Source organism: Cellulosimicrobium arenosum (assembly GCF_014837295.1).
In the GTDB taxonomy this organism is placed as follows: domain Bacteria; phylum Actinomycetota; class Actinomycetes; order Actinomycetales; family Cellulomonadaceae; genus Cellulosimicrobium; species Cellulosimicrobium arenosum.
Genome location: NZ_JACYHB010000001.1, coordinates 260,501 through 279,026, shown reverse-complemented (window position 1 = coordinate 279,026; position 18,526 = coordinate 260,501). Strand labels below are relative to the sequence as shown.

8 protein-coding genes are annotated in these 18,526 nt (G+C 72.0%); 2 read left to right on the top strand and 6 right to left on the bottom strand.

The features are described 5' to 3' along the window. Nucleotides 1-160: 160 nt before the first annotated feature. The 3 genes from IF651_RS01230 to IF651_RS01220 all read right to left on the bottom strand — a co-directional run bounded on the left by IF651_RS01230 (nucleotide 161) and on the right by IF651_RS01220 (nucleotide 6,901). Nucleotides 161-1,279, bottom strand: coding sequence for a tyrosine-type recombinase/integrase (locus IF651_RS01230; RefSeq protein WP_241743962.1), 1,119 nt, complete (start codon nucleotides 1,277-1,279; stop codon nucleotides 161-163). A 217-nt stretch (nucleotides 1,280-1,496) separates the two neighbouring features. Beyond that, nucleotides 1,497-2,858: a M1 family aminopeptidase gene (locus tag IF651_RS18110; protein WP_191827248.1), complete on the bottom strand. Its 1,362-nt coding sequence runs from the start codon at nucleotides 2,856-2,858 to the stop codon at nucleotides 1,497-1,499. 59 nt (nucleotides 2,859-2,917) lie between these two features. After that, nucleotides 2,918-6,901, bottom strand: coding sequence for a Pls/PosA family non-ribosomal peptide synthetase (locus tag IF651_RS01220; RefSeq protein ID WP_338403692.1), 3,984 nt, complete (start codon nucleotides 6,899-6,901; stop codon nucleotides 2,918-2,920). A 240-nt stretch (nucleotides 6,902-7,141) separates the two neighbouring features. Between IF651_RS01220 and IF651_RS01215 the strand changes: the two genes are divergently transcribed. Further along, on the top strand, nucleotides 7,142-9,367 hold the full coding sequence (locus IF651_RS01215) for a glycoside hydrolase domain-containing protein (protein ID WP_191827246.1): 2,226 nt from the start codon (nucleotides 7,142-7,144) through the stop codon (nucleotides 9,365-9,367). Then, a complete protein-coding gene (locus IF651_RS01210) occupies nucleotides 9,364-10,686 on the top strand; it encodes a glycosyltransferase (RefSeq protein ID WP_191827245.1) in 1,323 nt (440 codons plus the stop codon). The genes IF651_RS01215 and IF651_RS01210 overlap by 4 nt, the downstream gene beginning before the upstream one ends. A 133-nt stretch (nucleotides 10,687-10,819) precedes the next feature. On the opposite strand, the gene pyk is transcribed toward IF651_RS01210, so the two are convergent. The 3 genes from pyk to gltB form a co-directional block, all read right to left on the bottom strand. Further along, nucleotides 10,820-12,247, bottom strand: coding sequence for a pyruvate kinase (gene pyk, locus IF651_RS01205; protein ID WP_191827244.1), 1,428 nt, complete (start codon nucleotides 12,245-12,247; stop codon nucleotides 10,820-10,822). A gap of 110 nt (nucleotides 12,248-12,357) precedes the next feature. Beyond that, nucleotides 12,358-13,824, bottom strand: coding sequence for a glutamate synthase small subunit (locus IF651_RS01200; protein WP_191827243.1), 1,467 nt, complete (start codon nucleotides 13,822-13,824; stop codon nucleotides 12,358-12,360). Next, the gene (gene gltB, locus IF651_RS01195) at nucleotides 13,817-18,400 is read right to left on the bottom strand and encodes a glutamate synthase large subunit (RefSeq protein ID WP_191827242.1); all 4,584 of its coding nucleotides are present in this window, start codon (nucleotides 18,398-18,400) and stop codon (nucleotides 13,817-13,819) included. Before gltB ends, IF651_RS01200 begins: the two co-directional genes overlap by 8 nt. Nucleotides 18,401-18,526 lie beyond the last annotated feature (126 nt).

Sequence of the window (18,526 nt, the reverse complement as noted above, 5' to 3'; positions counted from 1 at the left end):
TGCGTATCACATTGATCTGCATTTAGGTCCGCGTGCGCGTCAATATCAGAGGGAAGTTTGCCCCGGCATCTTGCGCCTTTCTGGAAGGGCTCGGGAATGACGAAGCCCCAAGGTCACAGTTTGGTAACGGCGACCTTGGGGCTCGGAGGGGATGTCGTGCCTACCCCTGTGCGAGGACCGACAGGGCATCTGCGAGCGCCCGGTCCCGCTCCGAGGCGGCGTGCTGGTAGCGCAGGGCCATGTGAGGCGTCGAGTGCCCAGCCCTCGCCTGCAACTCCGCGACCGTCGCGCCCGTCTGCGCGGCCAGCGTCAGGCCCGTGTGGCGGAGGTGGTGGAACCGGAACGAGGCAGGCAGGCTCGTGCGCTTCACGGCCTCCTTGACGAAGTACCCGAACGTCGAGAGGTGGAGGTGTTGCCGCTCCCCCGGGTGCGCCGGGAAGAGGAGTGCCTCGGCGTCGTCGTTCACCCAGCGGTCCAGGTGCGCCTCGATGGCCTCCGAGACGTGCGGAGGCACCGCGACCGTCCGGACGCCCGCGCCGGTCTTGGGCTCCCCCACAACGGCCCTCCCGTGGACGAACGTGACCCCGCGCTCGATCCGGACCGTCTGGCCCGTCACGTCCTTCCTGCGCAACTCCAGGACCTCACCCGAGCGGGTCTGACACCACGCCCCCAGGAGGATCGACAGAGACAGGTGCTCAGGCATGGCCGCGACGAGTTCGGACACCTGCGCGACGGTCGCGGTCTGGACCTTCACCTTGGCCGTGGTCTGCGATCCCCCACGGATCGTGCACGGCTGGGCGGGCATGAGGTCGTCCTCCACGGCGGACGCGCACACCGACTTCAAGAACGCGTAGGTGCGGGCCTTCACGGTCGGCCGGTCGTTGTCCATCCCGGCGTACCACGCGCGCACCCGGTCACGGGTGACCTCTGGCAGCGCCAGGGACCCCAGGACGGGCTCTATGTGCTTGGTCAGGTAGATGCGGTAGGTCCGAGCGGTAGAGGCCCTCAGGGGGCCGCCTCGTGCGCTCCTGCGGTTCGTGATCCACTCCTCCGCGTAGTCGGCCAGGGTGACCCTCGACGCGACGGTCTGAGGGCGCACCACGCCGTCCTCGATGTCGACGCGCTGCCGTGCGAGCCACGAGTCAGCGGAGCGCTTCGTGGTGAACGTCTGGGGTGCCTTCACCCAGACCTTGGGTGCGCTGCCGGGGACGGCGTACCGGGCTCGGAACCTCCCGCTGGGCAACTTCTCGACCGACCCGAAACCCGACCTGCGCGGCATGTAACCCAGCCCTCTCGTGGAACCTACGTGGAACAACGAGAGTACCCGCGTGTCTGCCTGTGTCTACTCAGTGGGGGCGTTACCCCAGGTCAACCCAGGTTTAAGGGGGGCCACTGTCTACCAGTGACCCCCCTAGATAGTCGGTTCGAATCCCACCCGGGGCACCCTCCTGACCTGCGGCGATACCGACCGCACCCGTAGCGGCCCGGACCTTGGCCTACGCCGGGTCCGCTGGGTCCGGCAGGTCCGGCAGGTCCGGCTCGCACAGCCAGGCGTCGAGCAACCCGTCGAGGTCGTCGCGGCGCGACCGGACGGCCGCACGGAAGTCGTCGGTGGTCACCGACCCGTACCGGTTCGACTCGGTCCAACCGCGCAGCAGGCCGAAGAAGTCGTCATCGCCCAGCGACCGGCGCACGGCGTGCAGGGTGAGGGCGCCGCGCTTGTAGATCCGGTCGTCGAACATGAGCTCCGGGCCGGGGTCGGCGACGACCAGGTCCTGTGCGAGATCGGACAGGCGTGCGTGGGCCGCTCGCGCGTGGACCTCGGCGCCGTCGCCGCCGGCCTCCTCGGACCACAGCCACTCCGCGTAGCAGGCGAAGCCCTCGTTCAGCCAGATGTCCCGCCACCGCCCGACCGACACGCTGTTGCCGAACCACTGGTGCGCGAGCTCGTGGGCGATCAGTCGGTCCCAGGTCCCGTCGCCGTCGAGGTGGTTGGCTCCGAAGATCGACAGCCCCTGCGCCTCGAGCGGTATCTCCAGCTCGTCCTCCGTCACGACGACGCGGTAGCCCTCGGCGAAGGGGTACGGGCCGAACATCCGCTCGAACGCGCGCACGAGCTCGCCGTGACGCCCGAGGTCGTGACGGACGGCCGGCCGCTGCGACGCGTGCGCGAACGCGCTCTGGTCGACCGTGGCCGCGCGGCGACGGAGAGCGGCAACCTGCCGGTGCCCGAGCGCGATCTCGTCGAAGCGCCCGACCACGACCGTCGCGAGGTACGTGCACATGGGCGCCGTCGGCCCGAACGCCCAGGTCCGGGTCGAGGCCCGGCGCGAGACCTCGAGCAGCGGCCCGTTGGCGACGACCGTGTATGCGGCGTCGGTCGTCATCGTGATCTCGAACGTGGCCTTGTCACCGGGATGGTCGTTGCACGGGAACCACGTCGGTCCCCCGTCCGGCTGTCCCGCTACGAGCGAGCCCTCCGTGGTCTCCTCCCAGCCCACGTCGCCCCACGGTCCGATCGACGGGCGAGGACGCCCGCCGTAGGTGATCTGCAGACGCAGCGCGGTGCCGCGTACCGCGGTCCTCCCGAGCTTGACCCGCAGCCTGCCACCACCGTGCGTGAACCCCGCCCGCGCTCCGTCCACCGCGACCCGCGTCGCCTTGAGGTGCACCAGGTCGAGCTCGACGACGTCCACGTCACGGTCCAGCACGACGTCGAGCGTCGCGACACCGTCGAGTCGGTTCGTGCGCACCCGGTAGGCGAGATCGAGCCCGTACCGGTTCACGTGGAGCGCACGCGTCCCACGGTGGGGCGCGTAGGGGTCGGGGGCGTCGGCGGAGCGGTGACGATGGGCCACGGTGGGAACGTTCCTCCAGCTGTCGACGGTTGCCGCATCGTACGTGACACCCGGTCAGCTCACCGCTGCGCGGGACGGATACCTCCGGACGCCCAGGGGACGATCGGGTTGCCGTGCCAGCGGGTGCCGGCCGGCACCCGCTCTCCCCGCATCACGAGCGAGGCCGGGCCCACGCGCGCACCGGTCGCGATCTCCGAGGCGGGCAGGATCACCCCGTGCGGGCCGAGCGAGGCCCCGGCTCCCACCACGACCGTGTCGAGGCTCATCACCCGGTCGTGGAACAGGTGGGTCTGCAGGACACAGCCACGGCCGACGCCGGCACCGTCCCCGAGACGCACCAGGTCCGCCTCGGGCAGCCAGTACGTCTCGCACCACACCCCGCGACCGACCTGCGCGCCGAGGGTGCGCAACCAGGCGTTCAGGAGCGGGGTCCCGTCGACGTGGTCGGCGAACCACGGTGCCGCCACGGTCTCCACGAAGGTGTCCTGCAGCTCGTTGCGCCACACGAACGAGCTCCACAGCGGGTGGTCGCCCGATCGGAACCGACCGACGAGCGCCCACTTCATGCCCGTCGTCACGAGTGCCGCGACCGCACCGGCGACCTGCAGCACCACGCCGGAGAGCAGCGCCGCGACGAGGAGTCCCCAGGCCGTGACCATGCCCTGGAGCGCGACGAGGACGGCGACCGCGAGGTACGCGGAGCAGACCGGCCCGGCCCAGCGCAGGACCTCGAAGGTGCCACGGGCCACGAGCAGGCGGGTCGGCGGGTCGAACGTGCGGGTCTCGTCCGCATCGCCCTGCGAGACCCTCCGCAGGCGCGTCGGCGGGTTGCCGAGCCAGGACGAGCCGGCCTTCGCCTTGGCCGGCGCCGCGGAGAGCACGGCGACCAGACCGTTCTTCGGGACCGACCGGCCCGGTGCGGTGATCCCGGAGTTGCCGAGGAACGCCCGCTTGCCCACGCGCGCCCGCGCGACGCGCACCCACCCGCCGCCGAGCGCGTAGGGCGCGACCATCGTGTCGTCCGCCAGGAAGGCGCCGCGCGCGACGTCCATCATCGACGGCAGACCGACCACGGTCGACGCCTCGACGTCCTTGCCCACGCGCGCCCCGAGCAGGCGCAGCCAGGTGGGCGTGAACACGCTCGAGTAGAGCGGGAAGAGCGGCGTACGTGCCGAGTCCATGAGCCGCTGCGTGACCCAAGCCTGCCAGGCCTGGCGGCTGTGGGCGGCGTGATAGCCCTCCCGCAGCCCCAGCGCGAGGAGGCGCACGCACCCGAGCACGAGGAGGAGGTACGTCGTCGCGGCGGCGAGCGTGGCGACGGGCACCCAGAGCGCGAGCGCGCCGAGCAGCGCCGCAGTGCCGCGGTCCGCGCCGAGCACGTCCGTCCCCGCGACCAGGACGAGCAGACCCACGACGACCGCGGCCACCGGGAACAGGCTGAGGACGAGACCGCTCAGCCCGTAGGCCGCCACCCACCCCGTGCGCTCGGCGGGCCGCTCGTCCGGCCACGGATGCTTGACCTCGGTGCGCACGCGCACCGCCGGTGACCCGGCCCAGTACTCGTTCGCACCGACCCGACCGCTGACGCACGAGCCGGCAGCGACGTCGGCCCCCTTGCCCACGCGCGCACCCGGCAGCAGCGTCGACCGTGCCCCGACAGTGGCCCCCGCACCGACGCGGACGCGTCCCACGTGGAGCGTGTCGCCGTCGAGCCAGTGCCCGGACAGGTCGACCTCCGGCTCGATCGAGCTGCCCTTGCCGAGCCGGAGCATGCCCGTGACGGGCGGGAGCGAGTGCAGCTCGACGCCGCGCCCGACCTGGGCGCCGAGCAGCCGCGCGTACAGGCCCACCAGGGGCGCGCCTGCGACCGTCACACCTCCGCTCGCACCGACGAGCGCCTCGGCCGCCCAGAGCCGCAGGTGGACGCTCCCGCCCCGCGGGTACCGTCCGGGCCGAACCCCCCGCAGCAGCAGGCGTGCGCCGAGCGCCGAGACGAGGAGCCGACCGGGTGGGCTGACCAGGACGAGCCAGCCGAGCAGGACCCACCACCACGAGACGGGGCGCACGAACGGCAGCGTGGTCGTCGCGGCGAGCACGTTGCCGAGCGCGGCGACCGCGGTGAGCCAGCGCAACCCGACGAGGGTGCGCAGCGGGACCAGTGCGAGCAGCTGCACGAGCTGGGCAGGGCGCGGCACCGGCACCGCCGGCGCAGAGCCTGCGCCGGCGGCGTCAGCGGTGCCCGTACCGGGCCGCCCTGCCACCCTGCCTGCCGCCGTGCCCGATCCGCTCGGCGCGCGGTCGACGAACGCTGCGAGCTCCCCGACGGACGGGTTGTCGTACAGGTCGGCGACCGTGATGGTGGGCACGCGCTCCCGCAGCGCCGACACCACCTGTGCCGCCGTCAGGCTTCCTCCACCCAGCTCGAAGAAGTCGTCGTCGGCGACCTGCGGAGTGGCACCGAGGACCCGCTGCCACACCCCGGCCAGCCACTCCTCGGTCGGGGTCAGGGGCGGGCCGTCGTCGGTCGCCCGCGACTCTGCCACGAGGAGCGCGCCGTCGGGCAGCGGCCAGGGCAGGGCGTCCCGGTCCACCTTGCCCGACGTCCGCGTCGGGATCTCGGCGACCACGGCCAGCAACGGCACCATGGCCGCGGGCAGGGTGCTGCGGAGCAGGTCCACGCACGTGCGCGCGTCGAGTGCGTCCGGGCGCCCTGCCTCCGGGACGAGATAGCCGACGAGGACCTGGTTCCCCGCCTCCGAGCGGCGGACGGCGGACGCCGCGGCCGAGACCCCGTCCAGTCCGAGCAGGGCCGCGTCGATCTCACCCAGCTCGATGCGCCGTCCGCCCACCTTCACCTGGTCGTCGGCGCGGCCCACGAACAGCAGGCCCGCGTCGTCGCGCACGACGAGGTCGCCGCTGCGGTAGGCACGGTCCCAGCCGAGACCGGGGTGCGGCGCGTACTTCTCGGCGTCCTTGGCGGGATCGAGATAGCGGGCGAGCCCCACCCCGCCGATCACCAGCTCGCCCGTGGCCCCCGCCGCGACCGGCGACCCGTCGGGCCCGACGACGGCGAGGTCCCACCCGTCGAGCGGCAGCCCGATGCGGACCGGGCCCTCGCCCCCGAGCGGTGCCGCGCACGCCACGACCGTGGCCTCGGTCGGGCCGTACGTGTTCCACACCTCCCGGCCGGGGACGGCGAGCCGGTCCGCGAGCTCCGACGGGCACGCCTCTCCCCCGAAGATCAGCAGGCGCACGGACGCGAGCGTCTCGGGAGGCAGCAGCCCGGCGAGCGTCGGGACCGTGGACACGACCGTGATGCCGTGCTCGGCGATCCACGGGCCGAGGTCCGCACCGGTACGCACGAGCGCGCGCGGTGCGGGGACCAGGCACGCGCCGTACCGCCACGCGAGCCACATCTCCTCGCACGACGCGTCGAACGCCACGGAGAGCCCCGCCAGCACCCGGTCGCCCGGCCCGAGCGGCGCGTCCTGCAGGAAGAGGCGCGCCTCGGCGTCGACGAACGCCGCCGCGCTGCGGTGCGAGACGGCCACGCCCTTGGGCGTGCCGGTCGAGCCGGAGGTGAAGATCACCCATGCGTCGTCCGCCGGCGACGGACGAGCACCCGCGCGCAGGTTCGGCTCGAGGTCCGGCGGTACCGCGAGGTGGGCGTCGTCGCCCACCACCGCGCGTACCCGCGCCTGGGTGAACACGAGCTCGGCGCGCTCGTCCGGGTCGTCCTTGTCCACCGGCACGTAGGCGGCACCGGCTCGCAGGACGGCGAGGATCGACAGGTAGAGGTCCGCACGACCCGACGTCGCCCGGACACCGACCCGGTCGCCCGGGCCGACGCCCAGGGCCACGAGTCCAGCGGCGCGCGCGGTGACCTCCCGCAGCAGCCCGGCGTACGTCAGCGCGGTGCCGTCGTCGATCGCGGGCGCGTCGGGATGCGCGGCCGCCGTGTCGTCGAGGACGTCGAGCAACGACCTCGGTGCCGGCGCGCGGACGGCCGCGAGCAGCGGGTCGGGCGGTGACGGCGGGGGCACTCTGCTCCGGGTTCTCGGGGACGGTCCGACCGGATGGTAACCGGCCGAGGTGGACGGCACGCGAACGTGAGGTGACCGGGCGGGCGCGTGTCCCGGGACGGCCGACGACACCCGCTCCCGGCGCGGACCTCGTCCCGGACTCGACACGCGGCCGAAACCGAGCGGACACAACCGGCTCGTAGCGTCCGGAGCACGGGACGGACCTCCGCCGGCCCGCCGGACGCACGGAGAGGGGCCGTCGTGCTCGACCACGTCGATCCGTTCATCGGCACCGCAGCCACCGCGCTGCCGGCGCCGACCGGCCTCGCCGCGACGTGGTGGGCGCCCAAGCCCCAGGTCGGCAACACCCACCCCGGGGCGTGCCACCCGCTCGGCATGGTCTCGGCCTGCGCGTACTCGGGCGCGTACCCGACGGGCTACGGCCGCTACGACATCAGCACCGAGGGAGTGCCGACGCTGCTGGTGGAGGACCAGGTCGCGTCGGGGATCACCCATTTCCAGCAGTCGGGCACGGGTGCCATCCGCAAGTACTACAACTACGCGCGCGTCACGCCGATGCTCGAGCCCCTCGACGCGCTCGGCCGCACGTGGGAGCTGCTCGACGAGGTCGCCTCGCCCGGGTACTACGCCGCGACCCTGGGCAACGGGATCCGGTGCGAGACGACGGTCGGCCCCAAGAGCGCCGTCCACCGGTTCACCTTTCCCGAGCACCACGACGCGCGCATCGTCGTGGACCTGTCGTTCGGAGGGCTGGCGATCCCCCACGGCGCGACCGTCCCCCTGCGTGCGCACCTCGCGACGAACGGCCCCGGCGCGGCCTACGGAGAGATCGTCGTCGAGGGGGCACCGCTCGCTCTCCACCTCGAGTGCGACGCGGGTCGTTGGCGCCAGATGCTCTGGTACGACCGCCGCCTCATGCCAGGGGGCACGCGCCTCGACCTCGGAGACATCCGCCCGACGACCCTGCGGCCCTTCGGGCTCATGTGGGCCGGTCCGACCACCGAGGGCCAGGTCGTGGAGCTTCACGTCGGCTTCTCGCTGCGGGGTACCGAGCAGGCCCGCGAGAACCTCGCGACCGACCGTGGCACCGGCCCTGCGGCGTTCGAGGAGAGGCGCGCGCTCACCGCGTCGGCATGGCAGGACGACCTCGGCCGCATCGAGGTCGACTGTCCGGACGAGGCACGCCGGACCGTCTTCGCGACCGCCCTGTACCACTCGTTGCTCAAGCCGTGCCTCGCTCCGGACGAGAGCCCCTTCTGGCCGACGGGTGGACCGTTCGCGTTCGACATCTCCACGATGTGGGACATCTACCGCACCCAGCTCCCTCTGCTCACGACCTTCTGGCCCGAGCGGGCCGCAGACCTGGCGACGTCGCTGCTGCGGATCTGCGAGGAGGAGGGCAACTTCCCCATCGGGTACCGCATGGCCCGAGGAGCGGACCGCTTCTCGCGGCAGGCCAGCGCGCTCGCCCAGGTGTTCCTCGCCGACCTGTGCGCGCTCGAGTGCGGGCTCGACTGGGACTGGGCGCTCGTGCACATGCACAACGACCTGCGACGCACGTACGGCGAGGACTACCTGCTCACCGGCGTCGCGCACCCCATCAGCCACACGCTGGACCTCGCCTACGGCTACTGGTGCACCGAGCGGGTCGCACGACGCGTCGGCGACGCCGACCTCGCCGACGAGCTCGCCGTGCTCGCCACCGGCTGGAGGAACGCGTTCGACCCGCAGACAGGGCTGCTGCTCGACTCGACGTACTACGAGGGCGGCCGGTGGAACTACTCTTTCCGCCTCGTGCACGACATGTCGGGCCGGATCGCTCTCGCCGGTGGCGACGACGCGTTCGTCGCGCTCCTGGACCGGTTCTTCGGGTACGGGGCGGACGCGGTGGTGCAGCCCGCGCAACGTCCCGGCGTCGAGGAGATGACCGCCGGGTACGCGCTGGGCCGGTTCGAGGGTCTGAACAACGAGCCCGACATGGAGGCTCCCTGGGCCTACCACTACGCGGGCCGGCCGGATCGCACGGCCGAGGTCGTCCACGCCGCGGTGCACCAGCGCTTCGGCACCGGTCCTGGCGGGCTCCCCGGGAACGACGACTCCGGCGGTCTGAGCTCGTGGTACGTCTGGGCCAGCCTCGGGCTCTTCCCCGTCGCCGGGCAGTCGCTGTTCCTCGTCAACGCACCGTCGTTCGTCGAGTCACGGCTGCACGTGCCCGGCGGCATCCTCACGATCGAGACCACCGGCTTCGTCGAACCGGGCCCGGGATCGCCTCCCCAGCACGTCCAGGCCGCCTGGCTCGACGGTCGTCCGCTCGACCGGACGTGGCTCCCGGCGTCGCGGGTCCGCGAGGGAGGGCGCCTGCTGATCGAGCTGGGACCCGCACCGAGCGGCTGGGGCACCGCACCTGCCGACCGACCGCCGTCCTACCCCCCGCAGCACGACCCGACGACCAGGGAGACGCCATGAACCAGAGCAGCAGCCGGCACGACCGGCGCCTCGTCGTCGTGGTGCGCGCGGACCCCGTGATCTGCGGGCACTCCGGAGAGGCCCGCAACCTCGCCGAGGCCGCGCTCCACCGTGGGTTCACCGACGTACGGATCCTGACCTGGCCCCTGGAGAGGCTGCGCGAGGCCGGCCTCCCCCTCAAGCCGCTCGACACGGTGCTGCCGTACAGCCCCGGGATCTGCGTCGAACGTCCCGAGCCCGTCGGGGACTACAAGGTGCCCGACGGGCGCTACGTCGCCGGCCTCACGGGGCGTCTCGTCGAGCTGTTCACCGACGGGGTGCCGACCGTCTGCCTGTCGCTCTACCTCAGCCCGCACACCGGTGCCGTCACGGAGGCGCTGCGCGTCGCCCGCAGCACCGGGCTGCCGGTCGAGGTCACGACCGTCGCCGAGGCGGTCGGCTCGGACGTGACGAACGTGGTCCGCTCGTGCGTCGAGGAGGAGCGGTTCGGCGCGGCCGCGCACGTCCTGTCGGACTACCTCGCGAGCGACCTGTGCGTCGCCGTCTCGCGGTACACGCGCGACCTCATCGTCGAGTGCGCCCAGGAGATCGACGACCGGCACGGCACGTTCTTCGCCGAGCAGTGCCGAGAGCGGGTCCAGATCTCCTACCCCGCGATCGACACGAGCGCGTACACCGGCCTCGACTCCGCGGAGACCACGTCCGTCCTCGCCGCGCGCGGCCTCGTCCCGGGCGGCTACGTGCTCTACCTCTCGAGGCTCGCCGCAGCGAAGGGCGTCGACGACCTGATCGAAGGCTTCACGCTGTCGGCGGCAAGGTCTCGGTCGCGACTCGTGATCGCCGGCCGAGGACCGGAGGAGGCGGAGCTCCGGGCGCAGGCCGCGGCGTCTCCCGCGGCGCCGCGCATCACCTTCCTCGACGACGTCGACGACGCGGAGAAGCCGCACCTCATGGCGGGAAGCGCCGCCTACGTCTTGCCGAGCAAGCCGCGACCCGAGTTCGTCGAGACGTTCGGCATCGCACTCGTCGAGTCGTTGCTCGCGGGAGGCGGGCCCGTCGTCACGACCGACACCGGCGGGATCGGCGAGGCGGTCGGACCGTACGCGACCGTCGTCCCGGCAGGCTCCCCGGAGGAGATCGCGCGCGCCCTCGACGCCGTGCTCGCCCTGGACCCGCGAGCCCGCGAGACCACGGCCCGCGAAGCCCGGGCGCACGCCCTGCAGTTCGACCGCGCGGTCGTGCTCGACGCACTGCTCGACAAGCTCGCCCGAGCGACGCGACGCGACCCCGTCGGCCCGCGGTCCCCGGCCCGCGTGTGATCACCCGGTAGGACGCATCGCCCGGCGACGTCGGCACGACGACGTCGGCGCACGACGACGCCCGGGTCCCGTGCTGCGAGGCACGTTCACCCGGGCGTCGTCGTCAGGTCCGGCCCGTCACCGGGCGCACCCGTCAGAGCGAGTCGGTCCGGTCACCGATCTTGTGCACGAGGATCGAGTTGGTCGTCCCGGCCTGACCCACGGGCGCTCCGGAGACCACCACGACGAGGTCGCCGACCTCGGCGAGGCCGTTGGCCTGCAGCGTCGTGTCGCACTGACCGACCATCGCGTCGGTGTTGTCCACCCGCGGCACCTGGTAGGACTGCGTGCCCCACGTCAGGGACAGCACGTTGCGGACGTGCTCCTGCGGGGTGAACGCCAGCAGCGGGATGGACGAGCGCAGGCGCGACATGCGCCGAGCCGAGTCGCCGGACTGGGTGAAGGTCACGAGGTACTTCACGCCCAGGATCTCGCCGATCTCCGCAGCAGCGCGCGTGATGGCGCCACCGCGAGTGTGCGGCGTCGACCCGAGGGGCGCGATCCGCTCCCGCCCGGCCTCCTCGGTCGCCGTGATGATCCGCGCCATCGTCTCCACCGTGACGATGGGGTACTCACCGACGCTGGTCTCGCCGGACAGCATGACCGCGTCCGCACCGTCGAGCACCGCGTTGGCGCAGTCGGACGCCTCGGCGCGCGTGGGGCGCGGGTTGTTCGTCATGGACTCGAGGACCTGTGTGGCGACGATGACCGGCTTGGCGTTGCGGCGCGCGAGCTCGACGATCCGCTTCTGGACGAGCGGCACCTGCTCGAGCGGCAGCTCGACCGCCAGGTCGCCGCGGGCCACCATCACACCGTCGAACGCGTCGACGATCTCGGCGAGGTTGTCGACCGCCTGCGGCTTCTCGATCTTGGCGACCACGGGCACGACGCGCCCCTCGTCGTCCATGATCTGCTTGACGTCGTCGAAGTCGGCGGCCGAGCGGACGAACGACAGCGCGATGATGTCGGCGCCGAGCCGCAGGGCCCAGCGCAGGTCGTCGCGGTCCTTCTCCGACAGCGCGGGGACGGAGACGGCGACGCCGGGCAGGTTGATGCCCTTGTTGTTCGACACCGGGCCGGCCACCTCGACCTGCGTGACGACGCGCGGGCCGTCGACCGCGGTGACGCGCACGAGGACCTTGCCGTCGTCGATGAGGAGCGGGTCACCGACCCGGGCGTCGCCCGGCAGTCCCTTGTGGGTCGTGGACACGAGCTCCTTCGTGCCCACCACGTCCTCGGTCGTGATGGTGAACGTGTCGCCCTCGTTCAGCCAGTGCTTCTCGTCGCCGGCGAACCGCCCCAGGCGGATCTTCGGCCCCTGGAGGTCGACGAGCACGGCCACCGAACGTCCCGACGCCTTCGCGGCCTCGCGCACGCCGTGGTAGACGGCCTCGTGCTCCTCGGCGCTGCCGTGGCTGCGGTTGATCCGGGCCACGTCCATGCCTGCGTCGACGAGCGCACGGAGCTGCTCCTTCGACTCGGTCGCAGGTCCGATGGTGCAGACGATCTTTGCTCTGCGCATATCTCCAGCCTCTAGTTCTCGCCCGACCGCCGGCCGGACGTCGCGGGTGCCCCTCCCTAGGATGCCCCGCTCGTCGACCCGGCGCAGGACACCCGGCGCCGGGGTGCACGTCACGCGCGCAAGGACACCGTGCTCGCGCGCACAGGCGCGGGCAGCTCGGTCCCTCCTTGCAGGTAGGTGTCGACCGACGCCGCCGCAGCGCGGCCCTCCGCGATCGCCCACACGATGAGGGACTGCCCACGGCCGGCATCACCGGCGACGTAGACGCCGGGAAGGTTCGACGCGTAGTCGTCGTCCCGTTCGACCAGGCCGCGTGCCGTGAGCGCCACGGCACCCTGCGCGGTGATCGTGTCCGTCTCGGGCCCGGTGAAGCCCATCGCGACCAGCACGAGGTCTGCCGGGATCTCCCGTTCGGTCCCCTCCTTGGGGACGCGGCGGCCGTCGGGAAGGTACTCGGTCTCGGCGACGCGCAGCGTGCGCACCCGGCCGTCCTCGTCCCCCACGAACTCCACGGTCGACGCCAGGTAGGCGCGCTCCCCCCCTTCCTCGTGCGACGAGGAGACCTCGAAGAGGATCGGGTCGGTGGGCCACGGCTGTCCGGCAGCGCGCTCGTGCGGCGGCTGCTTGCCGATGGCCAGCGTCGTGACGCTCGCGGCGTCCTGGCGCAGCGACGTCCCGAGGCAGTCCGAACCGGTGTCCCCGCCGCCGATGATGATCACGTGCTTGCCGGTCGCCGTGATCTGTCCGGGTACCTCGCCGCCGCCCGCGACCGTGTTCGCCTGGTGCAGGAACTCCATGGCGAAGTGGATGCCCGCCAGGTCGCGCCCGGGGACCGTCAGGTCGCGCGGCACCGTGGCGCCGGTCGTGACCACGACGGCGTCGTACCGTGCCCGCAGGTCGTCCCAGGTCACGTCCACGCCGACCTCAACGCCCGGCCGGAACCGCGTGCCCTCGGCCGCCATCTGCGCGATGCGCCGGTCGATGTGGTGCTTCTCGAGCTTGAAGTCGGGGATGCCGTAGCGCAGCAGGCCGCCGATCGCGTCGTCCCGCTCGTACACGGCGACCGTGTGCCCCGCGCGGGTGAGCTGCTGGGCGGCGGCCAGACCGGCAGGACCGGAGCCGACGACGGCGACCGTCGATCCCGTGAGCCGCTGCGGCACCTGCGGGGTGACGAGGCCGCGCGCGAACGCCTCGTCGATGATGGAGACCTCGACGTTCTTGATCGTCACGGCCGGCTGGTTGATCCCGAGCACACAGCTCGACTCGCACGGCGCCGGGCACACCCGCCCGGTGAACTCCGGGAAGTTGTTGGTCTCGTGCAGCCGGTCGATCGCGTCGGCCCACTGCTCGCGGTAGACCAGGTCGTTCCACTCAGGGATGAGGTTCCCGAGCGGGCAGCCCTGGTGGCAGAACGGGATGCCGCAGTCCATGCAGCGTCCTGCCTGCTCCTTGAGGAAGACCTGGCCCTCGTCGAGATGGGCGTGGACGTCCTTCCAGTCCCGCAGGCGCACGGGAACGGGACGGTTCGGCGGGAGCTCGCGCTCGCGCACCTTCAGAAAGCCGCGGGGGTCAGCCACGGGCCACCTCCAAGATCTGGTCCCACACGCCCGGCGCCGCCGGGTCGAGACCGGATGCCTCGGCCTTGTCGAGCGCCGAGCGCATCCGTGCGAAGTCGGTCGGCAGGATGCGCGTGAAGCGCGCAGCGGCCGCCGTGAAGTCGGCGAGGAGCTCGGCGGCCAGGGGCGAGCCGGTCTCCTCGTGGTGCCTGCGGACGATCCCCTCGAGGAGAGTGGTCTCGTCGTCCTCGAGCGGGCTCAGGCCGAGCTCCCCCGTCGCGAGCGCGCTCGTGTTCAGTGCACCCTCGCGCAGGTCGAGAACGTACGCGGTCCCGCCCGACATGCCGGCCCCGAAGTTGCGTCCCGTCGGCCCGAGCACGACGACCGTACCGCCCGTCATGTACTCGCAACCGTGGTCGCCCACGCCTTCCACGACGAGCGTCGCACCCGAGTTGCGGACGCCGAAGCGCTCGCCGACGCGGCCCCGCAGGAAGATCTCTCCCGTGGTCGCGCCGTAGCCGATGACGTTGCCCGCCACGACGTTGCTCGATCCGGTCAGGACGGCGTTGCGGTCGGGCCGGACGATGATCCGGCCGCCCGAGAGGCCCTTGCCGACGTAGTCGTTCGCGTCTCCGAACAGGCGCAGGGTGATGCCACGGGGGACGAAGGCCCCGAACGACTGTCCTGCCGACCCCGTGAGGGTCACGTCGATCGTGTCGTCGGGCAGGCCCTCGCCGCGATAGCGCTTCGTCACCTCGTGACCGAGCATCGTGCCGACCGTGCGGTTCACGTTGCGGACCGGCAGATCGATGCGCACCGGCTCACGCCGTTCCAGGGCGTCGCGGGCGAGCGACACGAGCTGGTTGTCGAGCGCCCTGTCGAGACCGTGGTCCTGCGTCGTCGTGTTGCGCAACGACGACCCCTCGACCGGGCGCGGCTGCTCGAGGACCGGGCGCAGGTCGAGACCCTGCGCCTTCCAGTGGTCCACGGCCTTGCGGGCGTCGATGGTCTCGACACGACCCACGGCCTCCTCGATGCTGCGAAAGCCCAGGCGCGCGAGGTACTCGCGCACCTCCTCGGCGATGAACTCGAAGAAGTTCACGACGAACTCGGGCTTGCCCGTGAACCGCGAGCGGAGCTCGGGGTTCTGCGTCGCGACCCCGACGGGACAGGTGTCGAGGTGGCACACGCGCATCATGACGCAGCCCGACACGACCATCGGTGCGGTCGCGAAGCCGAACTCCTCGGCCCCCAGCAACGCAGCCACGACGACGTCCCGACCGGTCTTCATCTGACCGTCGACCTGGACGACGATCCGGTCGCGGAGGTTGTTCAGCACGAGCGTCTGCTGGGTCTCCGCGAGGCCGATCTCCCAGGGTGTGCCCGCGTGCTTGAGGGACGTGAGCGGGCTGGCGCCCGTCCCGCCGTCGTGCCCGGAGATCAGGACCACGTCCGCGTGCGCCTTGGACACGCCCGTCGCCACCGTGCCGACGCCGAACTCGGAGACGAGCTTGACGTGGATCCGTGCGGACGGGTTCGCGTTCTTGGCGTCGTGGATGAGCTGCGCGAGGTCCTCGATCGAGTAGATGTCGTGGTGCGGAGGGGGCGAGATCAGGCCGACGCCAGGCGTCGAGTGCCGGGTCTTGGCGACCCACGGGTACACCTTGTGCCCCGGGAGCTGCCCGCCCTCGCCGGGCTTGGCACCCTGCGCCAGCTTGATCTGGATGTCGTCGGCGTTCGTGAGGTACTCGCTCGTCACGCCGAACCGGCCCGAGGCGATCTGCTTGACCCGCGAGCGACGCTCGGGGTCGTACAGGCGCTCGGAGTCCTCGCCGCCCTCCCCCGTGTTCGACCGGCCGCCGAGGCGGTTCATCGCGACGGCGAGCGTCTCGTGGGCCTCGGCGGAGATCGAGCCGTACGACATCGCGCCGGTGTTGAACCGCTTGACGATCTCGCTCACCGGCTCGACCTCGTCGAGCGGGACGGCGGGCCGGTCGCCCTCGCGCAGCTCGAGCAGACCGCGCAGGGTCATGAGCCGCGTCGACTGCTCGTCGACGCGCTGCGTGTACTGGCGGAAGATGTCGAAGCGTCGCGTCCGGGTGGAGTGCTGCAGGCGGAAGACCGTGTCCGGGTCGAAGAGGTGGTCCTCCCCGTCCCGGCGCCACTGGTACTCGCCGCCCGTGGTCAGCCGCACGTGGGCCTGGTGGTTGCCCGACGCGGGGTACGCCTCGGCGTGGCGCGCAGCCACCTCGGCGGCGACGACGTCCAGACCGATGCCCCCGAGACGCGACGTCGTGCCGGCGAAGTAGTCGTGCACGAGGTCGTGCGAGAGCCCGACGGCCTCGAAGACCTGCGCGCCGCGGAACGAGGAGATGGTCGAGATGCCCATCTTGCTCATCACCTTGAGCACACCCTTGCCGAGCGCCTTGATGAGGTTGGCCACCGCCTTCTCGGGGTTCGCCGCGAGATACCCGCGGCGGGCGAGGTCCTCGACGGTCTCCATCGCGAGGTAGGGGTTGACCGCAGCGGCTCCGTACCCGATGAGCAGCGCGACGTGGTGCGTCTCACGCACGTCCCCCGCCTCGACGACGAGCGAGACCTGGGTCCGCGTGTGCCGGCGCAGCAGGTGGTGGTGGACCGCGCTCGAGAGCAGGAGCGACGGGATGGGCGCGCGCTCGGAGTCGGAGTCGCGATCCGAGAGGACGATGAAGCTCGCACCGGCGGCGACGTGGGCGTCGACCTCGGCGAAGATCTCCTCGAGCCTCGCGAGGAGCGACTCTCCTCCTCCGGCGACCTTGTAGAGCCCCTTCACGGTGACCGAGCGGAACACGCCGGCCAGCCGTGGGTCCTTGTCGACCCGGATGATCTTGGCGAGCTGGTCGTTGTCGAGCACGGGGAACGGGAGCACGAGCTTGCGTGCGTGCGCGGGCGTGTCGACGAGCAGGTTCGGCTCGGGGCCGATCGCGCCGCCGATGGACGTCACGAGCTCCTCGCGGATCGCGTCGAGCGGCGGGTTGGTCACCTGCGCGAACATCTGGGTGAAGTAGTCGAACAGGAGCCGCGGGCGCTGCGAGAGCACCGCGATCGGGGTGTCCGTCCCCATGGCCCCGAGCGGCTCGGCACCGGTGTCGCCCATCGGCGTGAGGATGACCTTGAGCTCCTCCTCCGTGTAGCCGAACGCGCGCTGACGACGTTGCACGGATGCCGGGCTGTGCGCGATGTGCTCGCGCTCCGGGAGCTGGTCGAGATAGACGGAGTTCTCCGCCACCCACGTGCCGTACGGGTGCTTGGCGGCCAGCTGGGACTTGATCTCCTCGTCCTCGATGATCCGGCCCTGGCCCGTGTCCACGAGGAACATGCGCCCCGGCTCGAGCCGACCCTTGCGGACGATCGTCGCGGGGTCGAGGTCGAGCACGCCGGCCTCGCTCGCGAGGACGACGAGCCCGTCCTCGGTCACCCAGTACCTCCCGGGGCGCAGCCCGTTGCGGTCGAGCACCGCACCGATGAGCGTGCCGTCGGTGAAGTTGAGGCACGCCGGACCGTCCCACGGCTCCATCAGCGTCGCGTGGTACTCGTAGAACGCCCGGAGATCGGGGTCCATGTCGACGTTGTTCTCCCACGCCTCCGGGATCATCATCAGGACGGCGTGCGGGAGCGAGCGACCCGACAGGTGCAGGAGCTCGAGGACCTCGTCGAAGCTCGCCGAGTCGCTGGAACCGTCGGAGCACACCGGCAGCAGCGGGGCGAGGTCGCCGACGGCCTCGCTGCCGAGGGTCCCCTCGCGCGCCGCCATCCAGTTGCGGTTGCCACGGACCGTGTTGATCTCGCCGTTGTGGGCGATCATCCGGAAGGGCTGGGCCAGGGGCCACGACGGGAACGTGTTCGTCGAGAAGCGCGAGTGCACGAGGGCCAGCTCGCTCGCGTAGCGCGGGTCGGACAGGTCGGGGAAGAAGGGCTCGAGCTGGGCCGTCGTGAGCATGCCCTTGTACGTGAGGGTCCGCGCCGAGAGCGAGGCGAAGAACAGGCTCAGCTCGTTCTCCGCGCGCTTGCGCAGCCGGTACGTCCGCCGGTCCAGGTCGAGGCCGGACAGCTCGCGCGCGGGGTCGACGACGACGACCTGGCGGAACGTCGGCATCGAGGCGCGTGCCGACGGGCCGACCAGGTCGGCGGTCACCGGGACGTCGCGCCACGCGATGACCTCGAGCTTCTCCTCCGCGGCGATCGACTCGAAGCTGCGCACGACCGACGCGCACTCGTCGACGTCCTGCGGGAGGAACGCCATCCCGATGGCGTACGACCCTGCGGGCGGGAGCTCGGCGTCCACCACGTCCCGCACGAACGCGTCCGGGATCTGCGTGAGGATCCCCGCGCCGTCGCCGCTGTTCTCCTCCGCACCGACCGCTCCGCGGTGATCGAGGTTGAGCAGCGCCGTCAGGCCGGCATCCACGATGTCGCGACCGGGCGTGCCCCGCAGGGTCGCCACGAAGGCCACGCCGCACGCGTCGTGCTCGGCGGCAGGGTCGTACAGGCCGTGCGCCGTCGGCGGGGTGGCCAGGGCGGGGGTCCGGTACGCCTCTCGATACTGCGGCGTGCTCATCAACACCGTCCTCACAGGCGTCCGGCGCACGGCCGGACTCGTCGTTCTTGCTTGGGGGCGGGACATCATCGGCCCTGCGGACACGGCGGAAGAAGCCTGGCTGTCGCCCGGCTCCCTCGACCCTGG